Origin of the sequence: Streptomyces sp. NPDC102437, from assembly GCF_044765565.1 — a bacterium.
In the GTDB taxonomy this organism is placed as follows: Bacteria; Actinomycetota; Actinomycetes; order Streptomycetales; family Streptomycetaceae; genus Streptomyces.
The window spans coordinates 13,607-37,383 of the sequence record NZ_JBIWKI010000054.1; the positions used below are offsets into that span (position 1 = coordinate 13,607).

Annotated in this window: 20 protein-coding genes; 14 read left to right on the plus strand and 6 right to left on the minus strand. The window is 71.9% G+C overall.

Annotated features, from left to right (window positions below):
* Positions 1 to 7: 7 nt before the first annotated feature.
* Positions 8 to 1,099: a sugar phosphate nucleotidyltransferase gene (locus tag ACIRJP_RS37010; RefSeq protein WP_404184257.1), complete on the plus strand. Its 1,092-nt coding sequence runs from the start codon at positions 8 to 10 to the stop codon at positions 1,097 to 1,099.
* A gap of 99 nt (positions 1,100 to 1,198) precedes the next feature.
* Positions 1,199 to 2,209: a DNA-3-methyladenine glycosylase family protein gene (locus tag ACIRJP_RS37015; protein WP_404184260.1), complete on the plus strand. Its 1,011-nt coding sequence runs from the start codon at positions 1,199 to 1,201 to the stop codon at positions 2,207 to 2,209.
* Between the two features lie 70 nt (positions 2,210 to 2,279).
* Here ACIRJP_RS37015 and ACIRJP_RS37020 read toward each other — a convergent pair whose 3' ends face one another.
* The 3 genes from ACIRJP_RS37020 to ACIRJP_RS37030 are packed head-to-tail and all read right to left on the minus strand — an operon-like array spanning position 2,280 to position 5,096.
* On the minus strand, positions 2,280 to 3,590 hold the full coding sequence (locus tag ACIRJP_RS37020; RefSeq protein ID WP_404184263.1) for a coenzyme F420-0:L-glutamate ligase: 1,311 nt from the start codon (positions 3,588 to 3,590) through the stop codon (positions 2,280 to 2,282).
* Positions 3,587 to 4,543: a 2-phospho-L-lactate transferase gene (gene cofD / locus ACIRJP_RS37025; protein ID WP_404184266.1), complete on the minus strand. Its 957-nt coding sequence runs from the start codon at positions 4,541 to 4,543 to the stop codon at positions 3,587 to 3,589. The genes ACIRJP_RS37020 and cofD overlap by 4 nt, the downstream gene beginning before the upstream one ends.
* 13 nt (positions 4,544 to 4,556) lie before the next feature.
* Positions 4,557 to 5,096, minus strand: a complete 540-nt coding sequence (locus ACIRJP_RS37030; protein ID WP_404184269.1) for a cysteine dioxygenase — start codon at positions 5,094 to 5,096, stop codon at positions 4,557 to 4,559.
* A gap of 714 nt (positions 5,097 to 5,810) precedes the next feature.
* On the opposite strand from ACIRJP_RS37030, the gene ACIRJP_RS37035 reads away from it, so the two are divergent.
* From ACIRJP_RS37035 to ACIRJP_RS37045, 3 genes are all read left to right on the plus strand, one after another.
* On the plus strand, positions 5,811 to 6,074 hold the full coding sequence (locus tag ACIRJP_RS37035; protein ID WP_030927001.1) for a WhiB family transcriptional regulator: 264 nt from the start codon (positions 5,811 to 5,813) through the stop codon (positions 6,072 to 6,074).
* A 301-nt stretch (positions 6,075 to 6,375) separates the two neighbouring features.
* On the plus strand, positions 6,376 to 10,227 hold the full coding sequence (locus ACIRJP_RS37040) for a glycosyltransferase (protein WP_404184273.1): 3,852 nt from the start codon (positions 6,376 to 6,378) through the stop codon (positions 10,225 to 10,227).
* Complete coding sequence (locus ACIRJP_RS37045; protein WP_404184276.1) at positions 10,224 to 11,741, plus strand: DUF5719 family protein; 1,518 nt, start codon at positions 10,224 to 10,226, stop codon at positions 11,739 to 11,741. Before ACIRJP_RS37040 ends, ACIRJP_RS37045 begins: the two co-directional genes overlap by 4 nt.
* Positions 11,742 to 11,882: 141 nt before the next feature.
* Here the strand turns inward: ACIRJP_RS37045 and ACIRJP_RS37050 are convergent, their stop codons facing one another.
* Positions 11,883 to 12,311, minus strand: coding sequence for a metallopeptidase family protein (locus ACIRJP_RS37050; protein WP_404184279.1), 429 nt, complete (start codon positions 12,309 to 12,311; stop codon positions 11,883 to 11,885).
* Between the two features lie 346 nt (positions 12,312 to 12,657).
* Here ACIRJP_RS37050 and ACIRJP_RS37055 point away from each other — a divergent pair, with 346 nt between their 5' ends.
* From ACIRJP_RS37055 to ACIRJP_RS37090, 8 genes are all read left to right on the plus strand, one after another.
* On the plus strand, positions 12,658 to 13,035 hold the full coding sequence (locus ACIRJP_RS37055) for a DUF3499 domain-containing protein (RefSeq protein ID WP_404184282.1): 378 nt from the start codon (positions 12,658 to 12,660) through the stop codon (positions 13,033 to 13,035).
* Positions 13,036 to 13,097: 62 nt separating this feature from the next.
* A complete protein-coding gene (locus ACIRJP_RS37060; RefSeq protein WP_404184285.1) occupies positions 13,098 to 14,489 on the plus strand; it encodes a phosphomannomutase/phosphoglucomutase in 1,392 nt (463 codons plus the stop codon).
* A 475-nt stretch (positions 14,490 to 14,964) separates the two neighbouring features.
* Complete coding sequence (locus ACIRJP_RS37065) at positions 14,965 to 15,147, plus strand: Trm112 family protein (RefSeq protein WP_404184288.1); 183 nt, start codon at positions 14,965 to 14,967, stop codon at positions 15,145 to 15,147.
* Positions 15,148 to 15,222: 75 nt separating this feature from the next.
* Positions 15,223 to 16,359 (plus strand): SIS domain-containing protein, encoded by a 1,137-nt coding sequence (locus ACIRJP_RS37070; RefSeq protein ID WP_404184291.1) that lies wholly within the window; start codon positions 15,223 to 15,225, stop codon positions 16,357 to 16,359.
* Between the two features lie 115 nt (positions 16,360 to 16,474).
* Positions 16,475 to 17,668, plus strand: a complete 1,194-nt coding sequence (gene manA / locus ACIRJP_RS37075; protein ID WP_404184294.1) for a mannose-6-phosphate isomerase, class I — start codon at positions 16,475 to 16,477, stop codon at positions 17,666 to 17,668.
* 87 nt (positions 17,669 to 17,755) lie between these two features.
* Entirely contained in the window at positions 17,756 to 18,754 is a 999-nt protein-coding gene (locus ACIRJP_RS37080) for a cation diffusion facilitator family transporter (protein ID WP_404184297.1), read from the plus strand.
* Positions 18,755 to 19,061: 307 nt separating this feature from the next.
* On the plus strand, positions 19,062 to 20,519 hold the full coding sequence (gene ahcY / locus ACIRJP_RS37085) for an adenosylhomocysteinase (RefSeq protein ID WP_404184300.1): 1,458 nt from the start codon (positions 19,062 to 19,064) through the stop codon (positions 20,517 to 20,519).
* Positions 20,520 to 20,696: 177 nt separating this feature from the next.
* Positions 20,697 to 21,308, plus strand: coding sequence for a hypothetical protein (locus ACIRJP_RS37090; protein WP_404184303.1), 612 nt, complete (start codon positions 20,697 to 20,699; stop codon positions 21,306 to 21,308).
* On the opposite strand, the gene ACIRJP_RS37095 is transcribed toward ACIRJP_RS37090, so the two are convergent.
* Positions 21,305 to 22,258 (minus strand): RDD family protein, encoded by a 954-nt coding sequence (locus tag ACIRJP_RS37095; protein WP_404184312.1) that lies wholly within the window; start codon positions 22,256 to 22,258, stop codon positions 21,305 to 21,307. The two genes, ACIRJP_RS37090 and ACIRJP_RS37095, sit on opposite strands and share 4 nt — an antisense overlap.
* Positions 22,259 to 22,378: 120 nt before the next feature.
* On the opposite strand from ACIRJP_RS37095, the gene ACIRJP_RS37100 reads away from it, so the two are divergent.
* Complete coding sequence (locus tag ACIRJP_RS37100; protein ID WP_404184306.1) at positions 22,379 to 23,386, plus strand: stage II sporulation protein M; 1,008 nt, start codon at positions 22,379 to 22,381, stop codon at positions 23,384 to 23,386.
* A 139-nt stretch (positions 23,387 to 23,525) separates the two neighbouring features.
* Here the strand turns inward: ACIRJP_RS37100 and ACIRJP_RS37105 are convergent.
* The coding region (locus ACIRJP_RS37105) for a hypothetical protein (RefSeq protein ID WP_404184309.1) at positions 23,526 to 23,777 on the minus strand (252 nt) is incomplete at its 5' end.

Genomic DNA, 23,777 nt, shown 5'->3' on the forward strand with positions numbered 1-23,777 from the left:
CAGTGCTGTGACAGAGGCAAAAGAAGCGATCCTCCTGGTCGGTGGGAAGGGAACCCGGCTGCGCCCGCTCACGGTGCACACGCCCAAACCCATGGTTCCGGCAGCGGGCGTTCCGTTCCTCACCCACCAGCTGGCGCGCGCCCGTGCCGCCGGGGTCGAGCACATCGTGCTCGCGACGTCGTACCTGGCAGAGGTCTTCGAACCGTACTTCGGCGACGGCTCGTCGCTCGGCCTGCACATCGAGTACGTCACCGAACGCGAACCGCTCGGCACCGGCGGGGCGATACGCAACGTCGCGTCCCGGCTGACCTCGGGCCCGGACGACCCGGTGCTCATCTTCAACGGTGACATCCTCACCGGCCTGGACATCCGGGCCCTGGCCGCCTCGCACACCGAATCCGGAGCGGACGTCTCCCTCCACCTCACCCGCGTCGACGACCCGCGCGCCTTCGGCCTCGTGCCGACGGACGGCAGCGGCAGGGTCACCGCTTTCCTGGAGAAGCCCGAGACGCCCGAGGAGATCGTCACCGACCAGATCAACGCGGGGGCGTACATCTTCCGCCGCTCGGTCATCGACACGATCCCGGCCGGCCGTCCGGTCTCCGTCGAGCGCGAGACCTTCCCCGGACTGCTCGCCTCCGGAGCGCACCTCCAGGGCATGGTCGACTCCACGTACTGGCTCGACCTCGGCACCCCCCAGGCCTTCGTACGCGGCTCCGCCGATCTGGTCCTGGGCCGCGCCCCGTCCCCGGCCGTCCCCGGCAGGTGCGGCGAGGCGCTCGTGCTGCCGACGGCCTCCGTCGCCGACGACGCCAAGATCAGCGGCGGCACGGTGGTCGCGGAGGGCGCCCTGATCGGCGCGGGAGCCCGGGTCGACGGCTCCGCGATACTGGCCGGCGCGGTCGTCGAACCAGGGGCCGTGATCAAGGACTCGCTGGTCGGGTCCGGTGCGCGGATCGGCAGCCGTACGGTGCTCACGGGCGCGGTGATCGGGGACCGGGCCCGGGTCGGCGCCGACAACGAACTCCGCGACGGCATCCGCATCTGGTGCGGGGCGGTCCTCCCGGACGCGGCGGTGCGCTTCTCCTCCGACGAATAGACGGTGCGCTTCTCCTCACGACGCACGCTCCGACGGGCAGCCGGACACCGGCCACAGCGCTTACCCTCGACAGGCACCCCGACGACCGAGGACCTCACCGTGGCAGGAAGATTCGCCCCCCACAGCGCCCCCCACAGCGCTCCGCGCGCGGCCGTCCCGCACCAGGCGGCGGCCCGGGCGGCGGACACGCTGACCCGTGAGTGGACCCCGCCCGGCCCCTTCGACCTGCGCCTGGTCGTCGGCCCACTGCGCCGCGGCCCCGCGGACCCCACGTACCGGATGACCGGTGACGGCACCGCCTGGCGGGCCAGCCGCACACCCGCAGGCCCCGGCACCCTCCGCCTCACCGCCCGGGGCGGCCGGATCGAGGCGGCGGGCTGGGGCCCCGGCGCGCCGTGGCTGCTGGACCGGCTCCCGACGCTGCTCGGCGCGACGGACGACCCGGACGCCTTCCGCCCACGTCACCGCCTGCTCGCCCTGACCCGGCACCGCCGCCCCGGCCTGCGCCTGCTGCGCACCGGCCTGGTCATGGAGTCGCTGATCCCCTCGATCCTGGAACAGAAGGTCACCACCGACGAGGCCTACCGCGCCTGGCGGCTCCTGGTCCGGAAGTACGGCACCCCGGCGCCCGGCCCCACGGACCACGCCGCGTTCACCGCGCTGGGTCTGCACGTCATGCCCGACGCCCGCACCTGGTCCCTGATCCCGTCCTGGGAATGGCACCGCGCGGGCGTCGACGCCAAACGCTCGGGCACGATCCTGCGCGCGGTACGTGTGGCCGGCCGCCTGGAGGAGGCTGCGGCCATGGAACTCCCGGAGGCCATGGCCCGCCTGGAACTTATCCCCGGGATCGGCCCCTGGACCTCGGCCGAGACGCTCCAGCGCTCGAACGGCGCGGCGGACGCGGTCACCGTCGGCGATGTCCACCTTCCCGGCATCGTCGGCCACGCCCTGGCGGGCAACCGGGACGCCGACGACGAGGAGATGCTCGCCCTGCTCGCTCCGTACGAGGGGCAGCGCCACCGGGCGACCCGCCTCATCCTGCTCTCGGGCCACACCCCGGCCCGCCGCGCCCCGCGCATGACCCCGGGCCACATCGCCCGCCTGTAGAACCCGCCGGAACCCCGCGCCCGTGAGGACCCACCCCGGCGCACCTCGACGAACCCGCCCGCGCCCCGCCTCAGCGCACCTCGATGAACCCCTCCGGGTCCCGCACCGGCCGCGTCGCGGGGTCGGCCGCCGCGCGACCCACCGCCACCGCACCCAGCGGATCCCAGCTCTCCGGCAGCTCCAGCACCTCACGCACCACGGAGCGGCAGAACATCGTCGACGACACCCACGCCGAGCCGAGCCGCTCACCCGCCAGCGCCACCAGGAAGTTCTGGATGCCGGCCCCCGCGGCGACCACGAACATCTCGCGCTCCGCGGTGTCCCGCCGCTCGTCCCCGTACGTGTGGGAGCCGTCCATCACCAGGCACGGCACCACCAGATACGGCGCCCGGCGCAGCACATCGCCGCGCCGCACCCGCTTGGCGACGGACTCCTCGCTCTGCCCGTCGCGTCGCAGATCCGCGATCCACGCGTCCCGCATCGCGTCGAGCAGCCGGGTCCGCGACTCCTCGGACTCCAGCAGGACGAACCGCCACGGCGTCGTGTGATGCGGCGCGGGGGCCGTCACCGCCGCGGCCACGGCCCGTCGCACCGCCCCCGGGTCCACCGGATCGTCGGTGAACTCGCGGACCGTACGCCGCAGGGTCACCGCCTCCCGTACCGCCTCCGACGTACCGAGCCGGAACATGTCGTCGGCCGCGACCCGCACCATCGCGCGGGCACCACCGGCGTCCGCCGGGTCCACGACATGGCCGAGCCCCCGCACCACCGCGACGGGCAGCCCGTCCGCCTTGCCCTTGACCAGGTCACCGGCCGAGGCCAGCTCGTCGGCGGTGGCGACCACGGTGGCGCTCAGCGGATTGCCGTACGCGTCCGTGCCGCCGCGCAGATCGTCCAGCACCCGGACCCCGGCCGCCCCGATCGCCACATCGGTCAGCCCGTTGCGCCACGGGCGCCCGAAGGTGTCCGTGACGACGACCCCGACCTCCACGCCGAGCGTGTCCCGCAGCCCGTCACGGATCGCCCGCGCCGAGGCGTCCGGGTCCTCGGGCAGCAGCAGCACCGTCCCGGCGGGGGTGTTCGAGGCGTCGACCCCGGCCGCGGCCATGACCAGACCCTGCCGGTTCTCCACGATCCGCAGCGTGCCACGCCGTGCCACCACCCGTACCGTCTCGGCGTCGATCGCAGCCTCGCGGTCGGTGGCCTCGACGATCCGGCCCTCCGCCTTGGAGACGATCTTCGAGGTGACCAGGAGGACATCGCCGTCGACCAGATCCGGCCCGGTCGCGGCGATCAGCTTCGCCAGGTCGTCCCCGGCCCGCACCTCGGGCATGCCGGGCAGCGCCCAGACCCGGTACGAGGGCGCCTCGCCGGTGCTCACGCCCGTACCTCCTCGGCCAGCGCCAGGGCCTGCCGGGCCATCTCGGCCGTCGCGTCGACATCGCTCATCATCAGCGGCACGGAACGGCAGCGGATGCCCGCGGCCTCCACCTCGCCGACCGCCCCGGCGTCCACCGTGTCGACGAGCCAGCCGTCGAGCAGCCCGGAGCCGTAGTGCGTGGCCACGGCCGACGCCGTCGACTCGACGCCCACCGCGGCGAGCACCTTGTCCGCCATGCCGCGCACGGGCGCGTCGCCGACGATGGGGGAGAGGCCGACGACCGGCACCCCGGCCTCGGCGATGGCCTCCCGGATCCCGGGCACGGCGAGGATCGTCCCCACCGACACGACGGGGTTGGACGGCGGGAAGAGGATCACGTCCGCTGCGGCGATGGCCTCCAGCACCCCCGGAGCCGGCTTGGCCTGCTCGGCGCCGACCGGCACGATCGCCTGGGCCTCGACCGAGGCACGCAGCTTCACCCAGTACTCCTGGAAGTGGATCGCCCGGCGCTCGCCGTCCATGTCGACCGCGACATGCGTCTCGACCCGGTCGTCGGACATCGGCAGCAGCCGGACCCCCGGCTTCCAGCGCGCGCAGAGCGCCTCGGTGACGGCGCTCAGCGGATAGCCCGCGCCCAGCATCTGCGTGCGGACGATGTGCGTCGCGAAGTCACGGTCGCCGAGGCCGAACCACTCAGGCCCCACGCCGTACGCCGCGAGCTCCTCCTTGACGTGGAAGCTCTCGTCCGTACGCCCCCAGCCCTGCTCCTCGTTGATGCCACCGCCGAGGGTGTACATCACGGTGTCGAGGTCGGGGCAGACCTTCAGCCCGAACAGATGGATGTCGTCACCGGTGTTGCCGATCACCGTGATGTCCGCGTCGGGCGCGGCCTGCTTGAGGCCACGCAGAAAACGAGCACCACCGATACCGCCGGCCAGAACCACAATGCGCATGCACAGCAGTTTGTCAGGCGGGTACGACATCCGCGGCCGCCGGGGCGCACTGCGCCGCGTGCATCGGCATCTCGGTCAGCCCCGGATAGTAGATGTGCAGACTGACGGCCGGTTCGAAGGAGTCGTTGACCACTTCGTGCGCGTAACCAGGCGCGAAGACCCGCTGCGCGCCGGAGTCCAGCGCCCGGGTGGCGCGCTCGGTGCGCTCGGTCAACCGGCCTTCCAGCACGGTCAGTACGCCGGAGGACGGACCGTGGTCGTGGAGCCCGCTGCCCTGGCCGGGCACCCAGCTGAGCAGCCAGACCTCGTAGCCGAGTGGGGCCTCCCCTGTTCCAGCGGAGCCGAGAGTTTGGGGAACAGTGCGCAGCCGGTGGTACCAGCGGGTGGTGGTGTCGTACCGGACGAGAGGCGCCCACTGCGCGCGGTCGGCCGCGATGGAGCGGGCGAGCCCGGCGAACTCGGCCACGGTGGCGGGGTGCTCGCGGGCGGGCTGGAGGAGGTGCTGGACTTCGAGGATGTCGCCGGCGATCTGGAGGTCGCTGTTGCTGTTCATGGATGAGGTGGTTCCTCGGCATGGGGGTGCATGTGCGGGGTGTCACGGAGACCGGAGAGCCTCGGCCGCGCGGAGACAGGAAGCAGGGAAGAGAAGAAACCTGCCGACAGCGCTGCGCAGAGGTTCTGCGAGAGGAGCTGGGTCAGAGCCGGCGCCCTGGGGGCATCAACAGCTGTGACAGCTGGAACAGCAACAGCGGGCCTGGACAGCGGTGCGGAACCCACGGACGTGGGTGGCGTACATCGCGGCGGTCGCTGGCATGAAGTCAAGGAGACCGGCTGCGCACTTCGCTGTCAACCCGATGCCCGATTTGGTGGCAATGTTTCACCTCATCCGGTTGCCGGAGGTGGCGAAGGGTTTATGCATCCACCGCGCCGGAGATGTGGCGCACCAGCCGCGGCCCCAAACGTCATTGAGGCTCCGTGACCCGAATGTGATCTTGATCGCTTCGGTGGTCGAATCGCAACATCGGGGCGATTCCGGTCGTCTCACCCAATGAGAAGCGGGGCGCGGCAGGGCCTATGGCATATGTCAGGTTTTTGGTGATTTGCACACTTTCCGCATAGGCTTGGTTCCGCAGGGTGAATACCGGGGCCGATAGCAGATCTTCGCTTGACTGGCCTGGAGCTACACACTTGTAATTTCACTCGTGTCGTTCGGCCGCAATCAGTAACGGCCGCATCACGGGACGCAAGAGACAGACGAGGGGCGCACATGACCGAGCTGTTCCAGCAACTGCTGGTCGAGGACGCGGACGAGGAACTCGGCTGGCAGGAGCGCGCACTGTGCGCCCAGACCGATCCCGAGTCCTTCTTCCCCGAGAAGGGCGGATCCACCCGCGAGGCCAAGAAGGTCTGTCTCGCCTGCGAGGTCCGGTCCGAATGCCTTGAATATGCCCTTTCCAATGACGAGCGCTTCGGCATCTGGGGCGGCCTCTCCGAACGTGAACGACGCCGGCTGAAGAAGGCCGCCGTCTGATCCGAGGCCGTGGCGCGACAACCCGGAGACCGCCGCCCGACAACCGGACATCCGGACCACGAACGACCATGGCCCGTCGCCTGCACCCGGCCCGCAGACGACGGGCCGTCGCCGTCCCCGCCGCGGCTCCACCCCCGCCCGGCCACGGCCCCGTTCGAGCGCTCGGCGCCATCGTGGTTATCCGTACCGTTAGTGTGGGGCCCCGTCCGAGACGCGCCAACGCCCCCACAGGGCGCGCGTGTACACCGATGCAGCCCCCGGGGTGACGCCCCCCGGACCCGGCCGGAGGGCCCGTACCTCGATGTCCGTGCACAGCCAATCGGCGGCGCCGTACGCGGCCGCCGCCACCCCAGAGTTCCCCCGGCACGTCGTCACCGCCGTGCTCGTCTCCCACGACGGCGCACGCTGGCTGCCCGACGCGATCGCCGGGCTGCTCGGGCAGGAACGCCCCGTACAGAACATCGTCGCCGCCGACACCGGCAGCGCCGACGACTCCGCGCGGCTGGTCACCGAGGCGCTCGGCGCCGAACGGGTCCTGCACCTCGCGCGCCGTACGAGCTTCGGCACCGCCGTCGACGAGGCGACCCGCACGGCCGGTGTCCTCACCCCCGAGGACCTGCCGTACCTGAAGCGCCCCAGCAGCTGGGACCCCGTCAGCAGGAGCTGGCGCGACGACGCCTACGACCTGCCCGAACTGCCGCACGGCGAACCGGTGCAGTGGCTCTGGCTGCTCCACGACGACTGCGCCCCCGAGCCCGACGCGCTCGCCGAACTGCTGCGCGTCGTCGACACCGACCCGCACGCCGCGATCGTCGGCCCCAAGCTCCGCGGCTGGTACGACCGCAAGCAGCTGCTGGAGGTCGGTGTCTCCATCGCCAACAGCGGACGCCGCTGGACCGGACTCGACCGCCGCGAGCAGGACCAGGGCCAGCACGACCAGGTCCGTACCGTGCTCTCCGTCTCCACCGCCGGCATGCTGATCCGCCGTGACATCTGGGAGGAGCTCGGCGGGTTCGACCGCAGGCTCCCCCTGATGCGTGACGACGTCGACCTGTGCTGGCGCGCGCACGTCGCGGGACACCGGGTGCTCGTCGCCCCCGACGCCGTCCTGCGGCACGCCGAGGCCTCCGCCCGCGAGCGCCGCCCCATCGACTGCGCGGGACGCTCCGTCGCCTCACCGCACCGCGTCGACAAGGCCGGCGCCGTCTACACGATGCTGGTCAACGCCCGCGCCAAGGCGCTGCCCTGGGTGATGCTCCGGCTCGTCGTCGGCACCCTGCTGCGCACCCTCGCCTATCTCGTCGGCAAGGTGCCCGGCCAGGCACTCGACGAGGTCGCCGGATTCTTCGGCACCCTGCTGCGGCCCGGCCGGATCCTCGCGGCCCGGCGCAGCCGCGGCAAGGGCGCCGTGGACCAGGCCGAACTGCGCGGCCTCTTCCCGCCGCCGGGCGCCACCGTCCGCGCCACCGTGGACCAGGTCGCCGGCAACTTCGGCAGCTCCGACGCCGATTCGGGCGGCTCCCGGCACGGCGCCGTGGAGTCCGGCCCCGGCGGCGACGACGCCGACTTCCTGGAGATCGAGCAGTTCGCGCGGCTCAAGCGGATCGGGCGCAAGCCCGGCCCGGTGCTCTTCGCCGTGCTGCTCCTCGTCTCGCTGGTCGCCTGCCGCGGCCTTCTCGGTGGCGGCGCGCTGGCCGGCGGCGCACTCCTGCCCGCACCCGCCGACGTCTCCGACCTGTGGAGCAAGTACGCGGACGGCTGGCACACGGTCGGCACCGGCGGCACACAGACCGCGCCGCCCTACCTCGCCGTGATCTCGGCCCTGTCCGCGCTGTTCCTCGGCTCGACCGGCTTCGCGCTCACGCTCCTGCTGGTCTGCTCGGTCCCGCTCGCCGGACTCACCGCCTACTTCGTCTCCCGGCCGCTGCTCGAATCGAGGCTGCTGCGGGCCTGGGCGAGCGTCGCGTACGCCTTCCTGCCCGCCGCGACCGGAGCCCTGGCGACCGGCCGCCTCGGCACCGCCGTACTGGCCGTGCTGCTCCCGCTGATCGCCCGCGCCGCCGTCTCCGCGCACGGCATGCGCGCCGCCGGTGACGCCCGCGGCAGCTGGCGCGCCACCTGGGCGTACACCCTGCTCCTCACCTTCGCGATGGCGTTCACGCCGATCGTCTGGCCGCTCGCCGTGGTCCTCGGCATCGGCGTGCTGGCCCTGCGCCGCGATGACATCGCCGCGTACGGACTCCGCTTCCTCGCCGCGATCGGCACCCCGCTGCTCGTCCTCGCGCCCTGGTCGCTCTCGCTGCTCACCAGCCCGTCCGGCTTCCTGAAGGAGGCGGGCCTGGACATCGGTACGGGCACGGCCTCCGCATTCGACCTGCTCGGCCTCAGCCCCGGCGGCCCCAAGGCCGCGGGCGGAGTGCTGCTGCTGGGCATCGTGCTCGCCGCGCTGGCCGCGCTGCTGCGCGGGGAGCGGCAGTTCGCGGTGCGCACCGCGTGGGCGGTCGCGCTCGTGGCGCTGGTCTTCGCCGCGCTGGCCAACGGCTCGGGCTGGGCCGGTCCCGCCACCCTCGTCTACGGCATCGCGCTGATCGCCGCCGCACTGGTCGGCGCGGACGGCGCCCGGGTACGCGTCGCCGAGCTCAGCTTCGGCTGGCGGCAGCCGGTCGCCGTGCTCATCGCCCTCGCCGCGGGGCTCGCCCCGGCACTGGCCGCCGTGAGCTGGATGATCGGCGGCGCGTCGGGCCCGCTGGAGCGCCGCGACCCGGTGCAGGTGCCCGCGTTCGTGGCGGAGGAGAGCACCACCCGCGACCAGCCGCGCACCCTGGTCCTCGGCGGCACCTCGCCCGCCGGCGTCTCGTACAGCCTGGTCCGCGGCTCCGGCGCGCGGCTCGGCGACGCCGAACTGACCGAGGCGGGCGGCAGCAACAGCCACCTCGACAAGGTCGTCGCCAACCTGGTCGCGGGTTCCGGAGCCGACCAGGGCAGCCAGCTCAGCGGCTTCGCGATCCGTTACGTACTGGTCCGCGACGGCGCCCCGAAGCAGATGAGCCGGGTCCTCGACGCGACCCCGGGCCTCAGCCGGCTGAGCCAGCTGGACGGCAGCGCGCTGTGGCGGGTCGACCGCCAGGTCGCCCGAGTCATGATCATGCCGTCCGGCACCGACGGGGAACCGCTGCCCGTCGGCTCCCTCCCCGTCGAGGCGCACAGCAAGATCCCGGCGGGTGGCTCCGGCCGCGTGCTGCGGATCGCGGACGCCGCCGACCCCGGCTGGCAGGCCACGCTCGACGGCCGGGCGCTGACCCCGAAGACCGTCGACGGCTGGGCCCAGGGCTTCGAACTCCCCGCCGAGGGCGGCACGCTCGACCTCACGTACGACACCCCGTTCACCCACACCGCCTGGATCTGGACGCAGTCCGCGCTGGCCGTCGTCCTGCTCGTCCTCGCGCTGCCCGGCCGCCGCCGGGAGATCGACGACGACCTGCCCGAGGAGACCGTGACGGTCCCCGCGGAGCCGGTCGCCGGCGAGGGACGGCGGGCCCGCAGGCTGCGCGCGGCCGCCCAGGCGGAAGCCGAGGCGGGAGCGGAGGCCGGCCCGGACGGGGAGGCACCGGACGCGCCGGGGCAGTACATCCCGTCGCAGCAGGCGGGGGAGTACGACCCCGCCCAGCAGGCTCCGGACCGGCAGGACCCGGCCCAGCAGATCCCCGAGCAGCAACCGCACCGGGGCGACGACCAGGACGCCTTCGCCCCCCAGGCCGACGACAGCCAGTACGCGGCCGTGCCGCAGCAGCAGTACGGCGAGCAGCAGCAGTACGGCGAATGGGACGCCCAGCAGTACCAGGACGCCGGCTACCACCAGTACCAGGGCGAGCAGTACCAGGACGGTCAGGACGGCCAGTACGGCACGCAGCAGGACCACCTCGCCGCCGACCCGTACCAGCAGAACGCCTACGACCCGTACGGCTACGCCCAGCAGCAGTACGACCCCCGGGCCCAGGCCCCGTACGACTCCCAGGCCCACTCCCAGTACGGCCAACAGGCCCAGTACGACCCACAGGGGGGCGGGTACGACCCGCAGAACCCCGACGAGAACCCCGCCCCGGGCCAGAACCCGTGGCCGACCGGTAACGCATCGCGAGGCGAGTCCGAGTGAAGTCCACCAGCCTGTCCCTCATCGCGGGCACCGTCGCCCTCGCCGCAGTCACCGGATTCGCCGCGCTCACCGCGCCCGGCGAGGGGGGCGAGGCAGAGGCGAAGACCGCCGCACGGCTGCCGGTGGAACGGTCCAGCCTGCTCTGCCCGTCCCCCGGCCTCGCGGACCTCGCGGAGACGACCTACACCTCCTTCACCCCGGCGGGCGGCGGCAGCGGTGGCGAGGCCGGCAATGCCGAGCTGCGGAAGGCCACCTCCACCACGGCCGACGGCGAGAAGAAGGACGAGAAGAAGAGCGAGAAGAAGGCGGACCCCGGAAAGCCGGTCGTCTCGCTCAAGGAGCCCGGCAAACCGGCCATCGCCGAGGAGTCCGGCTCCGGCGCCCCCGCACTGTTTGGCACCGCCACCGGCCGGCTGGCCCCCGGCTGGACCACCCAGCAGACCACCATGGTCGAGGCCGGTGGCTCCCGCGGCCTGCTCGGCGTCAGCTGCACCGGCCCCGACACGGACTTCTGGTTCCCGGCCGCGAGCACCGCGAAGTCCCGCGAGGACTACGTCCACCTGACCAACCCGGACGACACCGCGGCCGTCGCCGACATCGAGCTGTACGGCCCGGACGGCTCGCTCAAGTCCGATACCGGCGAGGGCATCACGGTGCCCGCCCGGTCCAGCGTCCCGGTCCTGATCTCCACGCTCACCAGCGAGGCGACCGAGGACGTCACCGTCCACGTCACCACCCGTGCCGGGCGCGTCGGCGCGGTCGTCAGGGCCGCGGACGAGGAGACCGGCAGCGACTGGCTGGCCGCCTCCGCCGACCCGTCGGGCACCCTGGTGCTCCCCGGCATTCCCGCGGACGCCACCTCGGTCCGTCTCGTGGCCTTCGCGACGGGCGACGACGACGCCGATCTGACGGTGAAACTGATCGGCAAGACCGGCGCGATCTCCCCGGTCGGGAACGAGGCCATCCACGTCAAGTCCCGGATGACCGCAGGCGTCGACCTGAAGGACATCACCAAGGGCGAGGCCGGCTCCCTGCTGCTGGCCCCGGCCAAGGGAGGGAAGAACCCCCAGGTGGTCGCCGCACTGCGCGTGGTTCGCGGCACCGGCGACAAGCAGGAGGTCGGCTACATCCCGGCGACCGGCCCGGTGGGCGCACGGGCGACCGTGGCCGACAACCGGGACAAGGGCTCGGTCCTCTCGCTCACCGCGCCGGGGGCCACCGCGACCGTGAAGGTCACGGCGTCGGCGGGCAGCGGGGGCGGCGAACAGACCGTCAAGAAGTACACGGTCAAGGGCGGTACGACGCTGGCGGTCACCCCGCCCGTACCGTCCGGGCTCAAGGGCGGCTACGCCCTGACGGTCGAGACGGAGTCGGGCGGTCCGGTCCACGCCGCGCGCACGCTCACCGTCACACAGGACGGCATCCAGATGTTCACCGTGCAGACCCTGCCGGACGACAACGGAACCGTAGAGGTGCCCACGGCCGAGCAGGACCTGTCGGTCCTCGACGACTGAGCGGGACGGGCGGGGGACCGGACAGCGCACGGCCCTGACGGGCGGCGGACCGTGCAACCCACCGGCCCCGGGACGGGCGGGGACCGGACAACGCACGGCCCCCGCCGCCCCCGCCCGCCCGTCCACCGGTCCGGGCTCCCGCTACTCCTGCCCGTACCGCGGGTCCACGGACTCCGGAGCGAGCCCGAGCAGCTCCGCGACCTGCTCCACCACGACCTCGTGCACCAGCAGGGCGCGCTCGTCGCGGCCCTTCGTACGGATCTCGACGGGCCGCCGGTAGACCACGATCTGCGCCGGCCGGCCCTTCTCCGCCGAGACCGCCCGCCCCAGCGGCACGGTCTCCTCCCGCGTCCCCGGCACGTCGAGCACCATGAAGTCGACGTCGGCCAGCTGCGGCCAGCGCCGCTCCAGCCGTTCCACCGAGTCCTGCACGAGATCGCGGAAGTTCTCCGCCCGGCTGACCGAGAGCGGCACCTGGGGCGGGGCGACGGGCCCCCGCATGCCGCGGCCATGACGGTCACGACGGCGTGGGCGCGGCTCGGACGGGTGCGGAGGTACGGGACTGTCCATCACTGACGCAGCGTAACCCTCGGCGGGGCAGATGGATCGTCGCCGGCCGACGAGGCATCTTCCCAAGCACCGTCCAAGGCATCGGCATGTCCAATCCTGAACAATCCGGCCAACCAGGGGCACGTTTCAGGCACCGCGCCTGACCGTTGATCTCCTGCTGTATGACAGCTTTTATACCGAGTGGTGACCGGAATCGTTGCCGATACGACCCGTACTTTCCCGTCCTCCCGCAGGTCAGAAGGAGGGTCCGGAAGGCGTTCGTGCCGCTGGACACAGGGCGACACGGTGGGGTGAGCTGAGGGAGAGTCGTCGCAGCCCGCTCAAGAGTGCGGTACCGTCCAACATCGTGAGCCCTGTACGTCGCTGTTCGCGCACCGCGTGCGGCCGCCCTGCCGTCGCGACACTGACGTACGTCTATGCCGACTCGACTGCGGTCCTCGGCCCGCTCGCCACCTACGCCGAGCCCCACTGCTACGACCTCTGCGCCGAGCACAGTGAGCGGCTGACGGCCCCACGCGGCTGGGAGGTCGTCCGGCTCTCCGACCCCTCCGCGCCCACCCGCCCCAGCGGTGACGACCTCGAAGCGCTCGCCAACGCCGTGCGGGAAGCGGCACGGCCGCAGGACCGCGGGGCGGCCGGCCGCAGCGGCGGTCCGCACGCCGCCGATCCGATGGAGGTCGCGCGCCGCGGTCACCTGCGGGTGCTGCGCTCACCGGACTCCTGAGCTCGGGCACGAGCCCTCCGGGTAGTTTGGGCGGTCCGCAGAAATCTCAGGAGGACCGGCCCGTGGCTGCTGATCTGTCGCAGATCGTGAAGGCGTACGACGTGCGCGGAGTGGTGCCCGACCAGTGGGACGAAGCGCTGGCCGAGCAGTTCGGGGCGGCGTTCGTCGAGGTGACGAACGCGGACGCGATCGTGACCGGCCACGACATGCGGCCCTCGTCGCCCGGCCTCTCGGGAGCCTTCGCACGCGGAGCCGCGTCGCGCGGCGCGGACGTCACACTCATCGGCCTCTGCTCGACCGACCAGCTGTACTTCGCCTCGGGCAGCCTGGGCCTCCCCGGCGCGATGTTCACCGCGTCGCACAACCCGGCGCAGTACAACGGCATCAAACTCTGCCGGGCGGGCGCCGCACCCGTGGGCCAGGACACCGGGCTCCTGGAGATCCGGGCCCTGATCGAGAAGTGGTCCGAGACCGGTGCCCCGCAGCCGGTCGCCGCCCCCGGCACCGTCACCGAGCGCGACACGCTGGCCGACTACGCGGCCCACCTGCTGTCCCTGGTCGACCTGACGGCCGTCCGGCCACTGAAGGTCGTCGTCGACGCGGGCAACGGCATGGGCGGCCACACCGTCCCCACCGTCTTCGCGAACCTGCCCGTCGACCTCGTACCGATGTACTTCGAACTCGACGGTACGTTCCCCAACCACGAGGCCAACCCACTCGACCCGAAGAACCTCGTCGACCTCCAGGCCCGGGTCGTGGCCGAGGGCGCCGACCTGGGCCTCGCCTTCGACGGCGACGCGGACCGCTGCTTCGTGGTCGACGAGCGCGGCGAGGGCGTCTCGCCGTCCGCGATCACCGCGCTGGTCGCGGCCCGGGAACTCGCCCGCAACGGCGGCAAGGGCACCGTCATCCACAACCTGATCACCTCCCTCTCGGTCCCCGAGGTCGTCCGCGAGAACGGCGGCACGCCGGTCCGTACCCGAGTGGGCCACTCCTTCATCAAGGCCGAGATGGCCGAGCACGGCGCGATCTTCGGCGGCGAGCACTCCGCGCACTACTACTTCCGCGACTTCTGGAACGCCGATACGGGCATGCTCGCCGCGCTCCACGTCCTGGCCGCGCTGGGCGGTCAGCCGGGCCCCCTGTCCGAACTGGTCGCCCGCTACGACCGCTACGCCGGCTCGGGCGAGATCAACTCCACGGTCGCCGACCAGAAGGCCCGCACAGCAGCGGTACGCGCATCCTTCGAGACCCGCACCGGGGTCACGACCGACGACCTGGACGGCCTGACGGTCACGACCCCCGACTGGTGGTTCAACCTCCGGGCCTCCAACACGGAACCCCTGCTGCGCCTGAACGTGGAAGCCCGCGGCGAACAGACGATGGCAGCGGTGCGGGACGAGGTCCTGAGCCTGATCCGAACCCCGGACTCCCCTGACACACCCACCCTCTAGGGCGCCCACTCCAGCCCGTCCGACACGGCTTCCGGCCGTTCCGGCACCTGTCCCGGCCCCTCCGGCACGCATTCCCGCCCCTCCGGCGCTTGAGGAGCGGGGGTTCCGGGGGCGGAGCCCCCGAGTTCGTCCCCAGCCGGTCCGGCGCCAATGCGGCCCGTCCGGCATATTCAAGCCCCTCCGGCGCTTGAGGAGCGGGGTCCTGGGCAGCGCCCCGGTTACGGGAAGGGGCGGGTAGGGGAACGGGCCCGCCGCAGGCGCCCCCGGCCCCGCACCGGCACCCGTCCCCGCTCCCGCACCGGCACCCGTCCCCGCTCCCGCACCTCCGCTCCCGCCCCTCCGCTCCCGCCCCTCCGCCCCCGCCCCCCGGGCCCCCGGGCCCCCGGGCCCCCGGACCCCCGGGCCCCCCGGGCCCGCCCCGCCCCCCGGCGGTAGGCTGACGTCGCCTGATCCGTAGCCCGAAGGGACCCACCCCATGCCGCTCGAAGCCGGCCTCCTGGAGATCCTCGCCTGCCCGGCCTGCCACTCCCCGCTCGACGACCGGACGGCGGCCGCCACCCCCGAACTGGTCTGCACCGGCAAGGACTGCGCCCTGGCCTACCCGGTACGGGACGGCATCCCCGTCCTGCTCGTCGACGAGGCCCGCCGCCCCGAGTAACGGCGTACGGGCGCAGGAACGCCCACCGACCCGCACCCCGCACGGTGATCAGCACGTGATCGGAGGACCGTCCCCATGCTCGACGAGTCGCTGCTCGACGCCCCGGAAGCCCTGGCCCGAGCCGACCGCCGCGGCCTGCTCCGCGGCGCTGCCGAGGCCGGGGCCCGGGTCCGTGCCGCCGCCCGCCACGCCGCCGAGGCGGGCATCGCGGAACTGAACCCGGAGGGCCGCCCCCGCGCCGTGCTGGTCGCCGGCTCCGGCACCGCCGCGTCCGGCGTCGCCGACCTGATCACCGCCCTGGCGGGCGCCTCCGCACCCGTCACCCGCATCCACCCCACCGGGGTCGCCCCCGCCGCGGGCGCGATGCGCTGGGCCCTGCCCGGCTGGGCCGGCTCCGTGGACCTGCTGCTGATCGTCACGGCCGACGGCTCCGAGCCTGGCCTCGCCCTCCTCGCAGAACAGGCGTACCGCCGAGGCTGCAGCATCGTCGCGGTCGCCCCCCACCTGTCACCGCTGCGCGAGGCGATCGACGGGGCGCACGGGCTCGTCGTACCGATGGCCTCCGCCCCGCACGGCGAGTACGACGCCGAGACCTCAGCCGCGGGCCCCGGCACGCTCTGGGCCCTGTTCACCCCGCTGCTCGCGCTGCTGGACCGGGTCGGCCTGCTCACTGCGCCCGCCGAGGCCCTGCAGAGCGTCGCCGACCGCCTGGACCGCACCGCGGAACGCTGCGGCCCGGCCATCGCCACGTACAGCAACCCCGCCAAGACCCTCGCGGCCGAACTCGCCGAGAGCCTGCCCCTCATCTGGACGGAGGGCGACGCCGCCGCCCCGATCGGCCGCAGATTCGCCGCCGTCCTGGCCGAACTGTCCGGCCGCCCCGCCCTCGCCGCGGAACTGCCCGAGGCACTCCCCGCCCACGGCACACTACTGGCGGGCACCTTCGCCGCCGGGGCCGACCCCGATGACTTCTTCCGCGACCGGGTCGACGAGCCGGAGCCGCTGCACGCCCGCGTCGTACTGCTCCGAGACCGTCCCACCGGCGGCCTGAGCGCGGCCCCCGCCGCCCGCGAACTGGCCCTCGGCCACGACACGGCGATCAGCGAACTCGAACCCGAGGAGGGCACCGAACTCGAAGCCCTCGCCGAACTGCTCGCGGTCACCGACTTCGCCGCCGTCTACCTCGCACTGGCATCGGCAACCGGCGCCTGACCAAGACCGCACCGCACTCCGAGGCCCTCCACCGCACCCTCACCAGAACCCCGGCCCCACCAGAGCCGACCAGAGCACCGCACCCCGATCCACGCACCTCACAAGGACGAAGACCATGGACCGGCTCTCCAACACCGTGCGCCCTTACGCCTGGGGCTCCACCACCGCCATCCCCGAACTGCTCGGCATCGCCCCCACCGGCGAACCCCAGGCCGAGATGTGGATGGGCGCTCACCCCGGCGCCCCGTCGCTCCTCACCCGCACAACCGGCACCGGCACCGCCACCGGCGAGGCAGGCTCCCAACAACCCCTCACCGACGTCATCGCCGCCGACCCCGAGCGCGAACTGGGCCGGGCAACCGTCGAGAAGTTCGGCCCGCGCCTCCCCTTCCTCCTCAAACTGCTCGCCGCCGGCGCCCCCCTCTCCCTCCAGGTCCACCCCGACCGCGCGCAGGCCGAGCGGGGTTACGAGGACGAGGAGCGCCGGTCCGTCCCGATCGACGCGCCCCACCGCACCTACAAGGACGCCAACCACAAGCCCGAACTGATCTGCGCGCTCACCCCCTTCGCCGGCCTGTGCGGCTTCCGCCCGCCCACCGAGGCGGCCGAGGCGATGGCGGCGCTCGGCGTCGACGCGCTCAAGCCGTACGTCGACCTGCTCGGCGCCCACCCCGAAGAGGCCGCCCTGCGCGAGGTCCTCACCGCGATCCTCGGCGCCGACCCCGCGGACATGGCCGAAACGGTGCACCTGGCCGCGGCCGCCGCCGAACGCCTCGGCGGCGCCCACGCCCCGTACGCGCGCATCGCCCACCACTTCCCCGGCGACCCCGGCGTCATCGCGGCGATGCTGCTGAACTACGTGGAACTCCAGCCCGGTGAAGCCCTGTTTCTCGGCGCGGGCGTCCCGCACGCCTACCTGGACGGCCTCGGCGTCGAGATCATGGCCAACTCGGACAACGTGCTGCGCTGCGGACTCACGCCCAAGCACATCGACGTACCCGAACTGCTGCGCATCGTCCGCTTCGAGGCGACCGAGCCCGGCGTCCTGCGCCCCGAGGCCTCACCCTCCGGCGAGGAGCTGTACGAGACGCCCGTGGACGAATTCCGGCTCTCCCGCTTCGACCTCTCGCCCGGCGCCGCCCCCGTCGACCTGACCAGGGACACTCCGCAGATCCTGCTCTGCACCGGAGGGGCCCCGAAGGTCGGCGAATTCGGCCTCACCCCCGGTGCCTCAGTGTTCGTACCCTCCGGCGAAAAGGTCGAAGCGTCCGGTACCGGCACCCTGTTCCGCGCCACAGTGGTGGCCTGACGTACCGTCCGCACCAGCGACTGCAACAATGTCCGGCCGTACCGCGGCGCCAGGGCCGCAGCACCGAAGAAGGGACACCAGGCACCCATGAGTGCGTCAGGCGGAACCAAGGCGATCGTGGCGGCACTCGGCGCCAACCTAGCGATCGCAGTGGCCAAATTCGTGGCGTTCCTGTTCAGTGGCTCGTCGTCGATGCTCGCGGAGAGCGTCCACTCGGTCGCCGACTCGGGCAACCAGGGACTGCTGCTGCTCGGCGGCAAGAAAGCCCAGCGCGAGGCCACCCCCCAGCACCCCTTCGGCTACGGCCGCGAGCGCTACATCTACGCGTTCCTCGTCTCCATCGTCCTCTTCTCGGTCGGTGGCATGTTCGCGGTGTACGAGGGCTACGAGAAGATCAAGCACCCGCATGAGATCGAGGCCTGGTACTGGCCGGTCGGTGTGCTGGTCTTCGCGATCATCGCCGAGGGCTTCTCCTTCCGCACGGCCATCAAGGAGTCCAACCAGACCCGCGGTTCGCTCTCCTGGAAGGAGTTCGTCCGCCGGGCGAAGGCCCCCGAACTCCCCGTCGTCCTGCTGGAGGACCTCGGCGCACTGATCGGTCTGGTCCTCGCCCTCGGGGGTGTCGGCCTGGCCCTCGCGACCGGCAACGGGGTCTGGGACGGCATCGGCACCCTCTGTATCGGCACCCTGCTGATCATCATCGCGATCGTGCTCGCCGCCGAGACGAAGTCCCTCCTGCTCGGTGAGGCCGCCGGCACCGACCAGGTCGAGAAGATCAAGGCCGCGGTCGTCGACGGCGACACGGTCACCGGCGTCATTCACATGCGTACGCTCCACCTCGGCCCGGAGGAACTGCTCGTCGCCGCCAAGATCGCGGTGCAGCACGACGACACGGCCACCGAGGTCGCCAACGCCATCAACGCCGCCGAGAGCCGGATCCGTGAGGCGGTCCCGATCGCCCGGGTCATCTACCTGGAACCGGACATCTACAGCGAGGCCGCCGCCGCGGCAGGCACCAACCCCGGCAAGGCCCCGGGCGGAGCCCCCGGCGACACCCCGGACACCCCGACGGAATCCGGCCACTGACCACCCCCTCCACCCGCCCTCTCTCCCGCTCCCGGCACGTCGTCCGACCGCATCCCAACAGCATCCCGACCGCTCCCCGGCCACGTTTCGGCTTGGGGCGGACTGGGAGCGACTGGGCCGATCGGTGTAGATTCGACGGCAGTGTCAGACGTCGCTGCTGATGGCGGTCGATCGGTCCGTACACACGGACCGGCCGAGGGAGAGAGGGCCTCCGACGGACTGCGCTGCGAGCTCCGGGCATTCGTGTGCCCGCCGCCGCAGAGCCATCCGTGCCCCACCTCGACCCCATTACGAGGAGCAGCCCGTTATGACGACGGTCGCCAATCGACAGGACTTCAAGGTCGCCGACCTCTCCCTCGCGGTCTTCGGCCGCAAGGAGATCACCCTCGCCGAGCACGAGATGCCCGGCCTGATGTCGATCCGCAAGGAGTACGCCGCCACGCAGCCGCTGGCCGGCGCCCGCATCACCGGTTCGCTGCACATGACCGTGCAGACCGCCGTGCTGATCGAGACCCTGGTCGCCCTCGGCGCCGAGGTCCGCTGGGCCTCCTGCAATATCTTCTCCACCCAGGACCACGCCGCCGCGGCCATCGCCGTCGGCCCGAACGGCACCCCGGACGCCCCGGCGGGCGTCCCGGTCTTCGCCTGGAAGGGCGAGACGCTGGAGGAGTACTGGTGGTGCACGGAGCAGGCCCTGACCTGGCCGAACACCCCCACCGGCGGCCCGAACATGATCCTCGACGACGGTGGTGACGCCACCCTCCTCGTCCACAAGGGCGTGGAGTTCGAGAAGGCCGGTGCGGCCCCGGACCCGTCGACAGCGGACAGCGAGGAGTACGCCCACATCCTCACCCTGCTGAACCGCACCCTCGGTGAGTCCCCGCAGAAGTGGACCCAGTTGGCGTCCGAGATCCGCGGTGTCACCGAGGAGACCACGACCGGCGTGCACCGGCTGTACGAGATGCACCGCGATGGCACCCTCCTCTTCCCGGCGATCAACGTCAACGACGCGGTCACCAAGTCCAAGTTCGACAACAAGTACGGCTGCCGCCACTCGCTGATCGACGGCATCAACCGTGCCACCGACGTCCTGATCGGCGGCAAGACCGCCGTCGTCTGCGGCTACGGCGACGTGGGCAAGGGCTGCGCGGAGTCCCTGCGCGGCCAGGGTGCCCGGGTCATCATCACGGAGATCGACCCGATCTGCGCCCTGCAGGCGGCGATGGACGGCTACCAGGTCGCCACCCTCGACGACGTCGTCGGCCAGGCCGACATCTTCGTCACCACGACGGGCAACAAGGACATCATCATGGCCGCCGACATGGCCAAGATGAAGCACCAGGCCATCGTCGGGAACATCGGCCACTTCGACAACGAGATCGACATGGCCGGCCTGGCGCAGATCGACGGCATCGTCAAGGACGAGGTCAAGCCGCAGGTCCACACCTGGACGTTCCCCGACGGCAAGGTCCTCATCGTGCTCTCCGAGGGCCGCCTGCTGAACCTGGGCAACGCCACCGGTCACCCCTCGTTCGTCATGTCCAACTCGTTCGCGGACCAGACCCTGGCCCAGATCGAGCTGTTCACCAAGCCCGAGGAGTACCCGACCGATGTCTACGTGCTGCCCAAGCACTTGGACGAGAAGGTCGCCCGTCTCCACCTCGACGCCCTCGGCGTGAAGCTCACGACGCTCCGCCCCGAGCAGGCCGCGTACATCGGTGTCGAGGTCGACGGCCCCTACAAGCCCGACCACTACCGCTACTGATCCGTAACGATCCCGCCCGTCAGCGACCGCTTACGTCACCACCGGTCAGTGACGACCGGCCGCTGACAGACGGAACAGCTTCAGCAGCAGCTACGAGCGCAGGCCCCCGCACCCCCGTGTCGGGGGCCTGCCCCGTACCGCGCTGCCCGCTCAGCCCGAGGAAACCCGAAGGACCCCATGCCCCGCGGCCGATATTCGCTCCACGATCCCCACGATCACACTCCCCTCGGCGAAGAACACTTCCAATGCGCACCCGGCCCCTCCGGCTGGCGCTACCTCTCCCGGACCACCACCCCCTCCGGTGACCACCTCGGCTCCGTCGACCTCACCCTCGACGAACTGGGACGGCCCATCCGCCTCGAACTCCACGCCGCGAGCTGGCAGGTCCGCGGCGCCGCCCTCGAAGGCGTCACCTGGGTCCGTACCGATCCGACCGGCACTCATGCCACCGAAGGCAATGTCCGCGCCCACGCCTTCACCGGCACATCCCCCGCATTCCTCATCGCGACCGCACGACTCCTGCGCCTCACCCCCGATTCCCCCGCGACCCGCATCCGCCTCGTCGCCTTCACGGACCCGGTCCTCGCCCCCCGCACCGTCGACCAGTCCTGGGCCCTGGTGAACAGTGAAGCGCACGCCACTGACAACGGCCCCCTGACCGTGGACGAATACCAGGTCAGCGCCCTGGACACCGGCGAACAGCACACCGTCCACATCGCCGGCGACGTGGTCCTCGCAGCCCCGGGCATCGAGCTCGAAGACCTGGACTCCCCGCCCTCACCGCTCTAGGCAGGCGGCGCGAACCCCGTGGCAGCAGGCGGCACCCGACCCCCCGCCCCCGGGGCCGGCAAAGGCGCACCCGCTTCGGCAGCCCCCACGAAAGGCACAGCCCCCACCGGCGCCCCGGCGCCGGCATCCCCGCTCACCGGAGCCCCGCTCACCGACCGCCCGTCCTGCCTCTCCGGACCACGACGAGCAGCCCCGCCCTGAGCGGCCACGAACACCCGCCGCGCATCCCGCGCCTGCCGCTCGTTCACCACCGCCGCCAGATACGCCCCGGCCGGCACCCCCTCCGGCACCGGCACCCCGGTCCGCGTCGCCAGCTCCCCGGCCAGCCGCTCCGCCATCGACCACCCCACCTGCGCATCCAGCTGATGCATACGGGTCAGGTACTGCCGCACTGCCGACCAAAGGGACTCCGGCACCGCCGACAGATCCAGCCCCGCGAACCGCCCGACCAACCACGGCGGCGGAGGCGGCACGGCCGCCGCCCGCCCCGCGGGCACCCGTTCCCGTACGACGAGCGTCCCCGCGAACACATCCCCGAGCCGCCGGCCCCGCGCCGACACCAGCGAGGCGATGCACGCGACAACCCCGAACGTCATCAATATCTCGACGACCCCCATGGCCCCACGCACCAGCGCATGCCGGAATCGGATCGGCCCCCCGTCGTCCCGCACCACCCGAAGTCCGCACGCCAGCTTCCCCAGCGAACGCCCGTGGCTGAGCGTCTCCACCGCGATGGGCCCGCCCACCAGCACCAGCAGGAAGGCCGCCACGGACACCGCCGCGAGTGCCGCTTCGTCCAACGTTGCCGTCGCGATGGCCAGCCCGATCGACACCAGGACGAACGCCGCCCCCACCACGGCAAGATCGATGGCCAACGCCAGCGCCCGACTCGGAAGTTTCGCCGGACGCAGCCCCAGCACGACCGCGTCCCCGGTTACGAGCTCACTCATCGCCACCCCACCCTTCGCCGATCATCCCTGCCCCTCGGGGCCTCAGTCTGCCAAGCTGACCGGCAGCGCGCCGCCGTAGTACGAACCCGTACGCACCCATGCCTGGAGCAGCAGCCGACCATGGATCTCGATGTCTTCGTGACCGCCCACCGCACCGAGTGGGACCGCCTGGACCATCTCCTGCACCGAGGGCGCCGGCTCACCGGCACGGAAGCCGACGAACTCGTCGAGCTCTACCAGCGCACCGCCACCCATCTCTCGCTCCTCCAGTCCGGACCCCCGGACCCGATGCTCACGGCACGCCTCACCCAACTCGTGGCCCGTGCCCGAGCCACGGTCACCGGCACCCGCCGAGCCTCCTGGCGCGACGCCACCCGTTTTCTCACCGCCGGCTTCCCCGCCGCCGTCTACCGGTCCAGGCACTGGTGGATACCCACCGCGGTTCTCTCCACGCTGCTGGCGGCAGTCATCGGCTGGTGGATCGGCACGCATCCGGAAGTCCAGTCAGCCATCGCGGCCCCGGAGGACCTCCGCCGCATGACCAGCCCGGGCGGGGAGTACGAGACGTATTACTCCAGCCATCCGGCCGCATCGTTCGCCGCCCAGGTGTGGACGAACAATGCCCAGGCCGCAGCCATGTGCCTGGTCCTGGGAGCGTTCCTCTGCATCCCGGTGATCTGGATCCTGTTCGTCAACGTGCTCAACCTCGCGGTCGGCATCGGCCTGATGTCCTCAGCCGGCCGGCTCGACACCTTCCTGGGGCTGATCCTCCCGCACGGCCTGCTCGAACTCACCGCAGTGTTCGTTGCCGCGGGTACGGGCCTGCGCCTTGGCTGGACGGTCATCGACCCAGGCCCGACCAGCCGGCGCTCAGCCCTGGCACAACAGGGCCGTGCCGCGATCGGCATGGCCATCGGCCTCGCGCTGGTCCTGTTCGTCTCCGGCCTCATCGAAGGCTTCGTCACCCCGTCCGGCCTCCCGACCTGGGGGCGTATCACCATCGGCATCGCGGCCGAGCTGGCCTTCCTTGCCTACGTCTACATCCTGGGCGGCCGAGCCGCGCGAGCCGGAGACGCCGGAGATGTCGATCCCACGGAACGAAGCGCCGAGCTCCCGGTCGCCGCCTGATGTGCGCGCGACCCCGCTGACCTGCTAGTCTCCTCCTCGCCCCAGACAACCATTGACATGGCTGACACGGGGAGGTAGATTTTAACGGTTGCGTCGGACTGGACACGTCCGGCACCAGCAGCTAATATCTATCTCGCTCTCACCGGAAATCGAATTTCCGCAGAGCCGTTGATTCCTTCCTCTGAATCACGAAGCCGATTTTTCGGCCGAATGTTTCTGATAAAGTCGAATCAGCCAAAAGGCAAAGACCAATCCAACGGTCACCAGAATTCAGATTCGAACCGGAAACGGGACGAAAAAGAGTCTGGTAAGGTTGGAACCGCCGGAAAGGGAAACGCGAAAGCGAAGAACTGGAAGGCGAAAAGCAGGATCCCGCTTCGACCGGGAATCG

What these genes read in the sequence shown, in the direction of transcription:
- cofD (WP_404184266.1), bottom strand. Translation starts at nt 4,543, where the DNA reads ATGCGCATTGTGGTTCTGGCCGGCGGTATCGGTGGTGCTCGTTTTCTG.
- ACIRJP_RS37030 (WP_404184269.1), bottom strand. Translation starts at nt 5,096, where the DNA reads ATGAACAGCAACAGCGACCTCCAGATCGCCGGCGACATCCTCGAAGTC.
- ACIRJP_RS37035 (WP_030927001.1), top strand. Translation starts at nt 5,811, where the DNA reads ATGACCGAGCTGTTCCAGCAACTGCTGGTCGAGGACGCGGACGAGGAA.
- ACIRJP_RS37040 (WP_404184273.1), top strand. Translation starts at nt 6,376, where the DNA reads ATGTCCGTGCACAGCCAATCGGCGGCGCCGTACGCGGCCGCCGCCACC.
- ACIRJP_RS37050 (WP_404184279.1), bottom strand. Translation starts at nt 12,311, where the DNA reads ATGGACAGTCCCGTACCTCCGCACCCGTCCGAGCCGCGCCCACGCCGT.
- ACIRJP_RS37065 (WP_404184288.1), top strand. Translation starts at nt 14,965, where the DNA reads ATGCCGCTCGAAGCCGGCCTCCTGGAGATCCTCGCCTGCCCGGCCTGC.
- ACIRJP_RS37070 (WP_404184291.1), top strand. Translation starts at nt 15,223, where the DNA reads ATGCTCGACGAGTCGCTGCTCGACGCCCCGGAAGCCCTGGCCCGAGCC.
- manA (WP_404184294.1), top strand. Translation starts at nt 16,475, where the DNA reads ATGGACCGGCTCTCCAACACCGTGCGCCCTTACGCCTGGGGCTCCACC.
- ACIRJP_RS37080 (WP_404184297.1), top strand. Translation starts at nt 17,756, where the DNA reads ATGAGTGCGTCAGGCGGAACCAAGGCGATCGTGGCGGCACTCGGCGCC.
- ahcY (WP_404184300.1), top strand. Translation starts at nt 19,062, where the DNA reads ATGACGACGGTCGCCAATCGACAGGACTTCAAGGTCGCCGACCTCTCC.
- ACIRJP_RS37090 (WP_404184303.1), top strand. Translation starts at nt 20,697, where the DNA reads ATGCCCCGCGGCCGATATTCGCTCCACGATCCCCACGATCACACTCCC.
- ACIRJP_RS37095 (WP_404184312.1), bottom strand. Translation starts at nt 22,258, where the DNA reads ATGAGTGAGCTCGTAACCGGGGACGCGGTCGTGCTGGGGCTGCGTCCG.
- ACIRJP_RS37100 (WP_404184306.1), top strand. Translation starts at nt 22,379, where the DNA reads ATGGATCTCGATGTCTTCGTGACCGCCCACCGCACCGAGTGGGACCGC.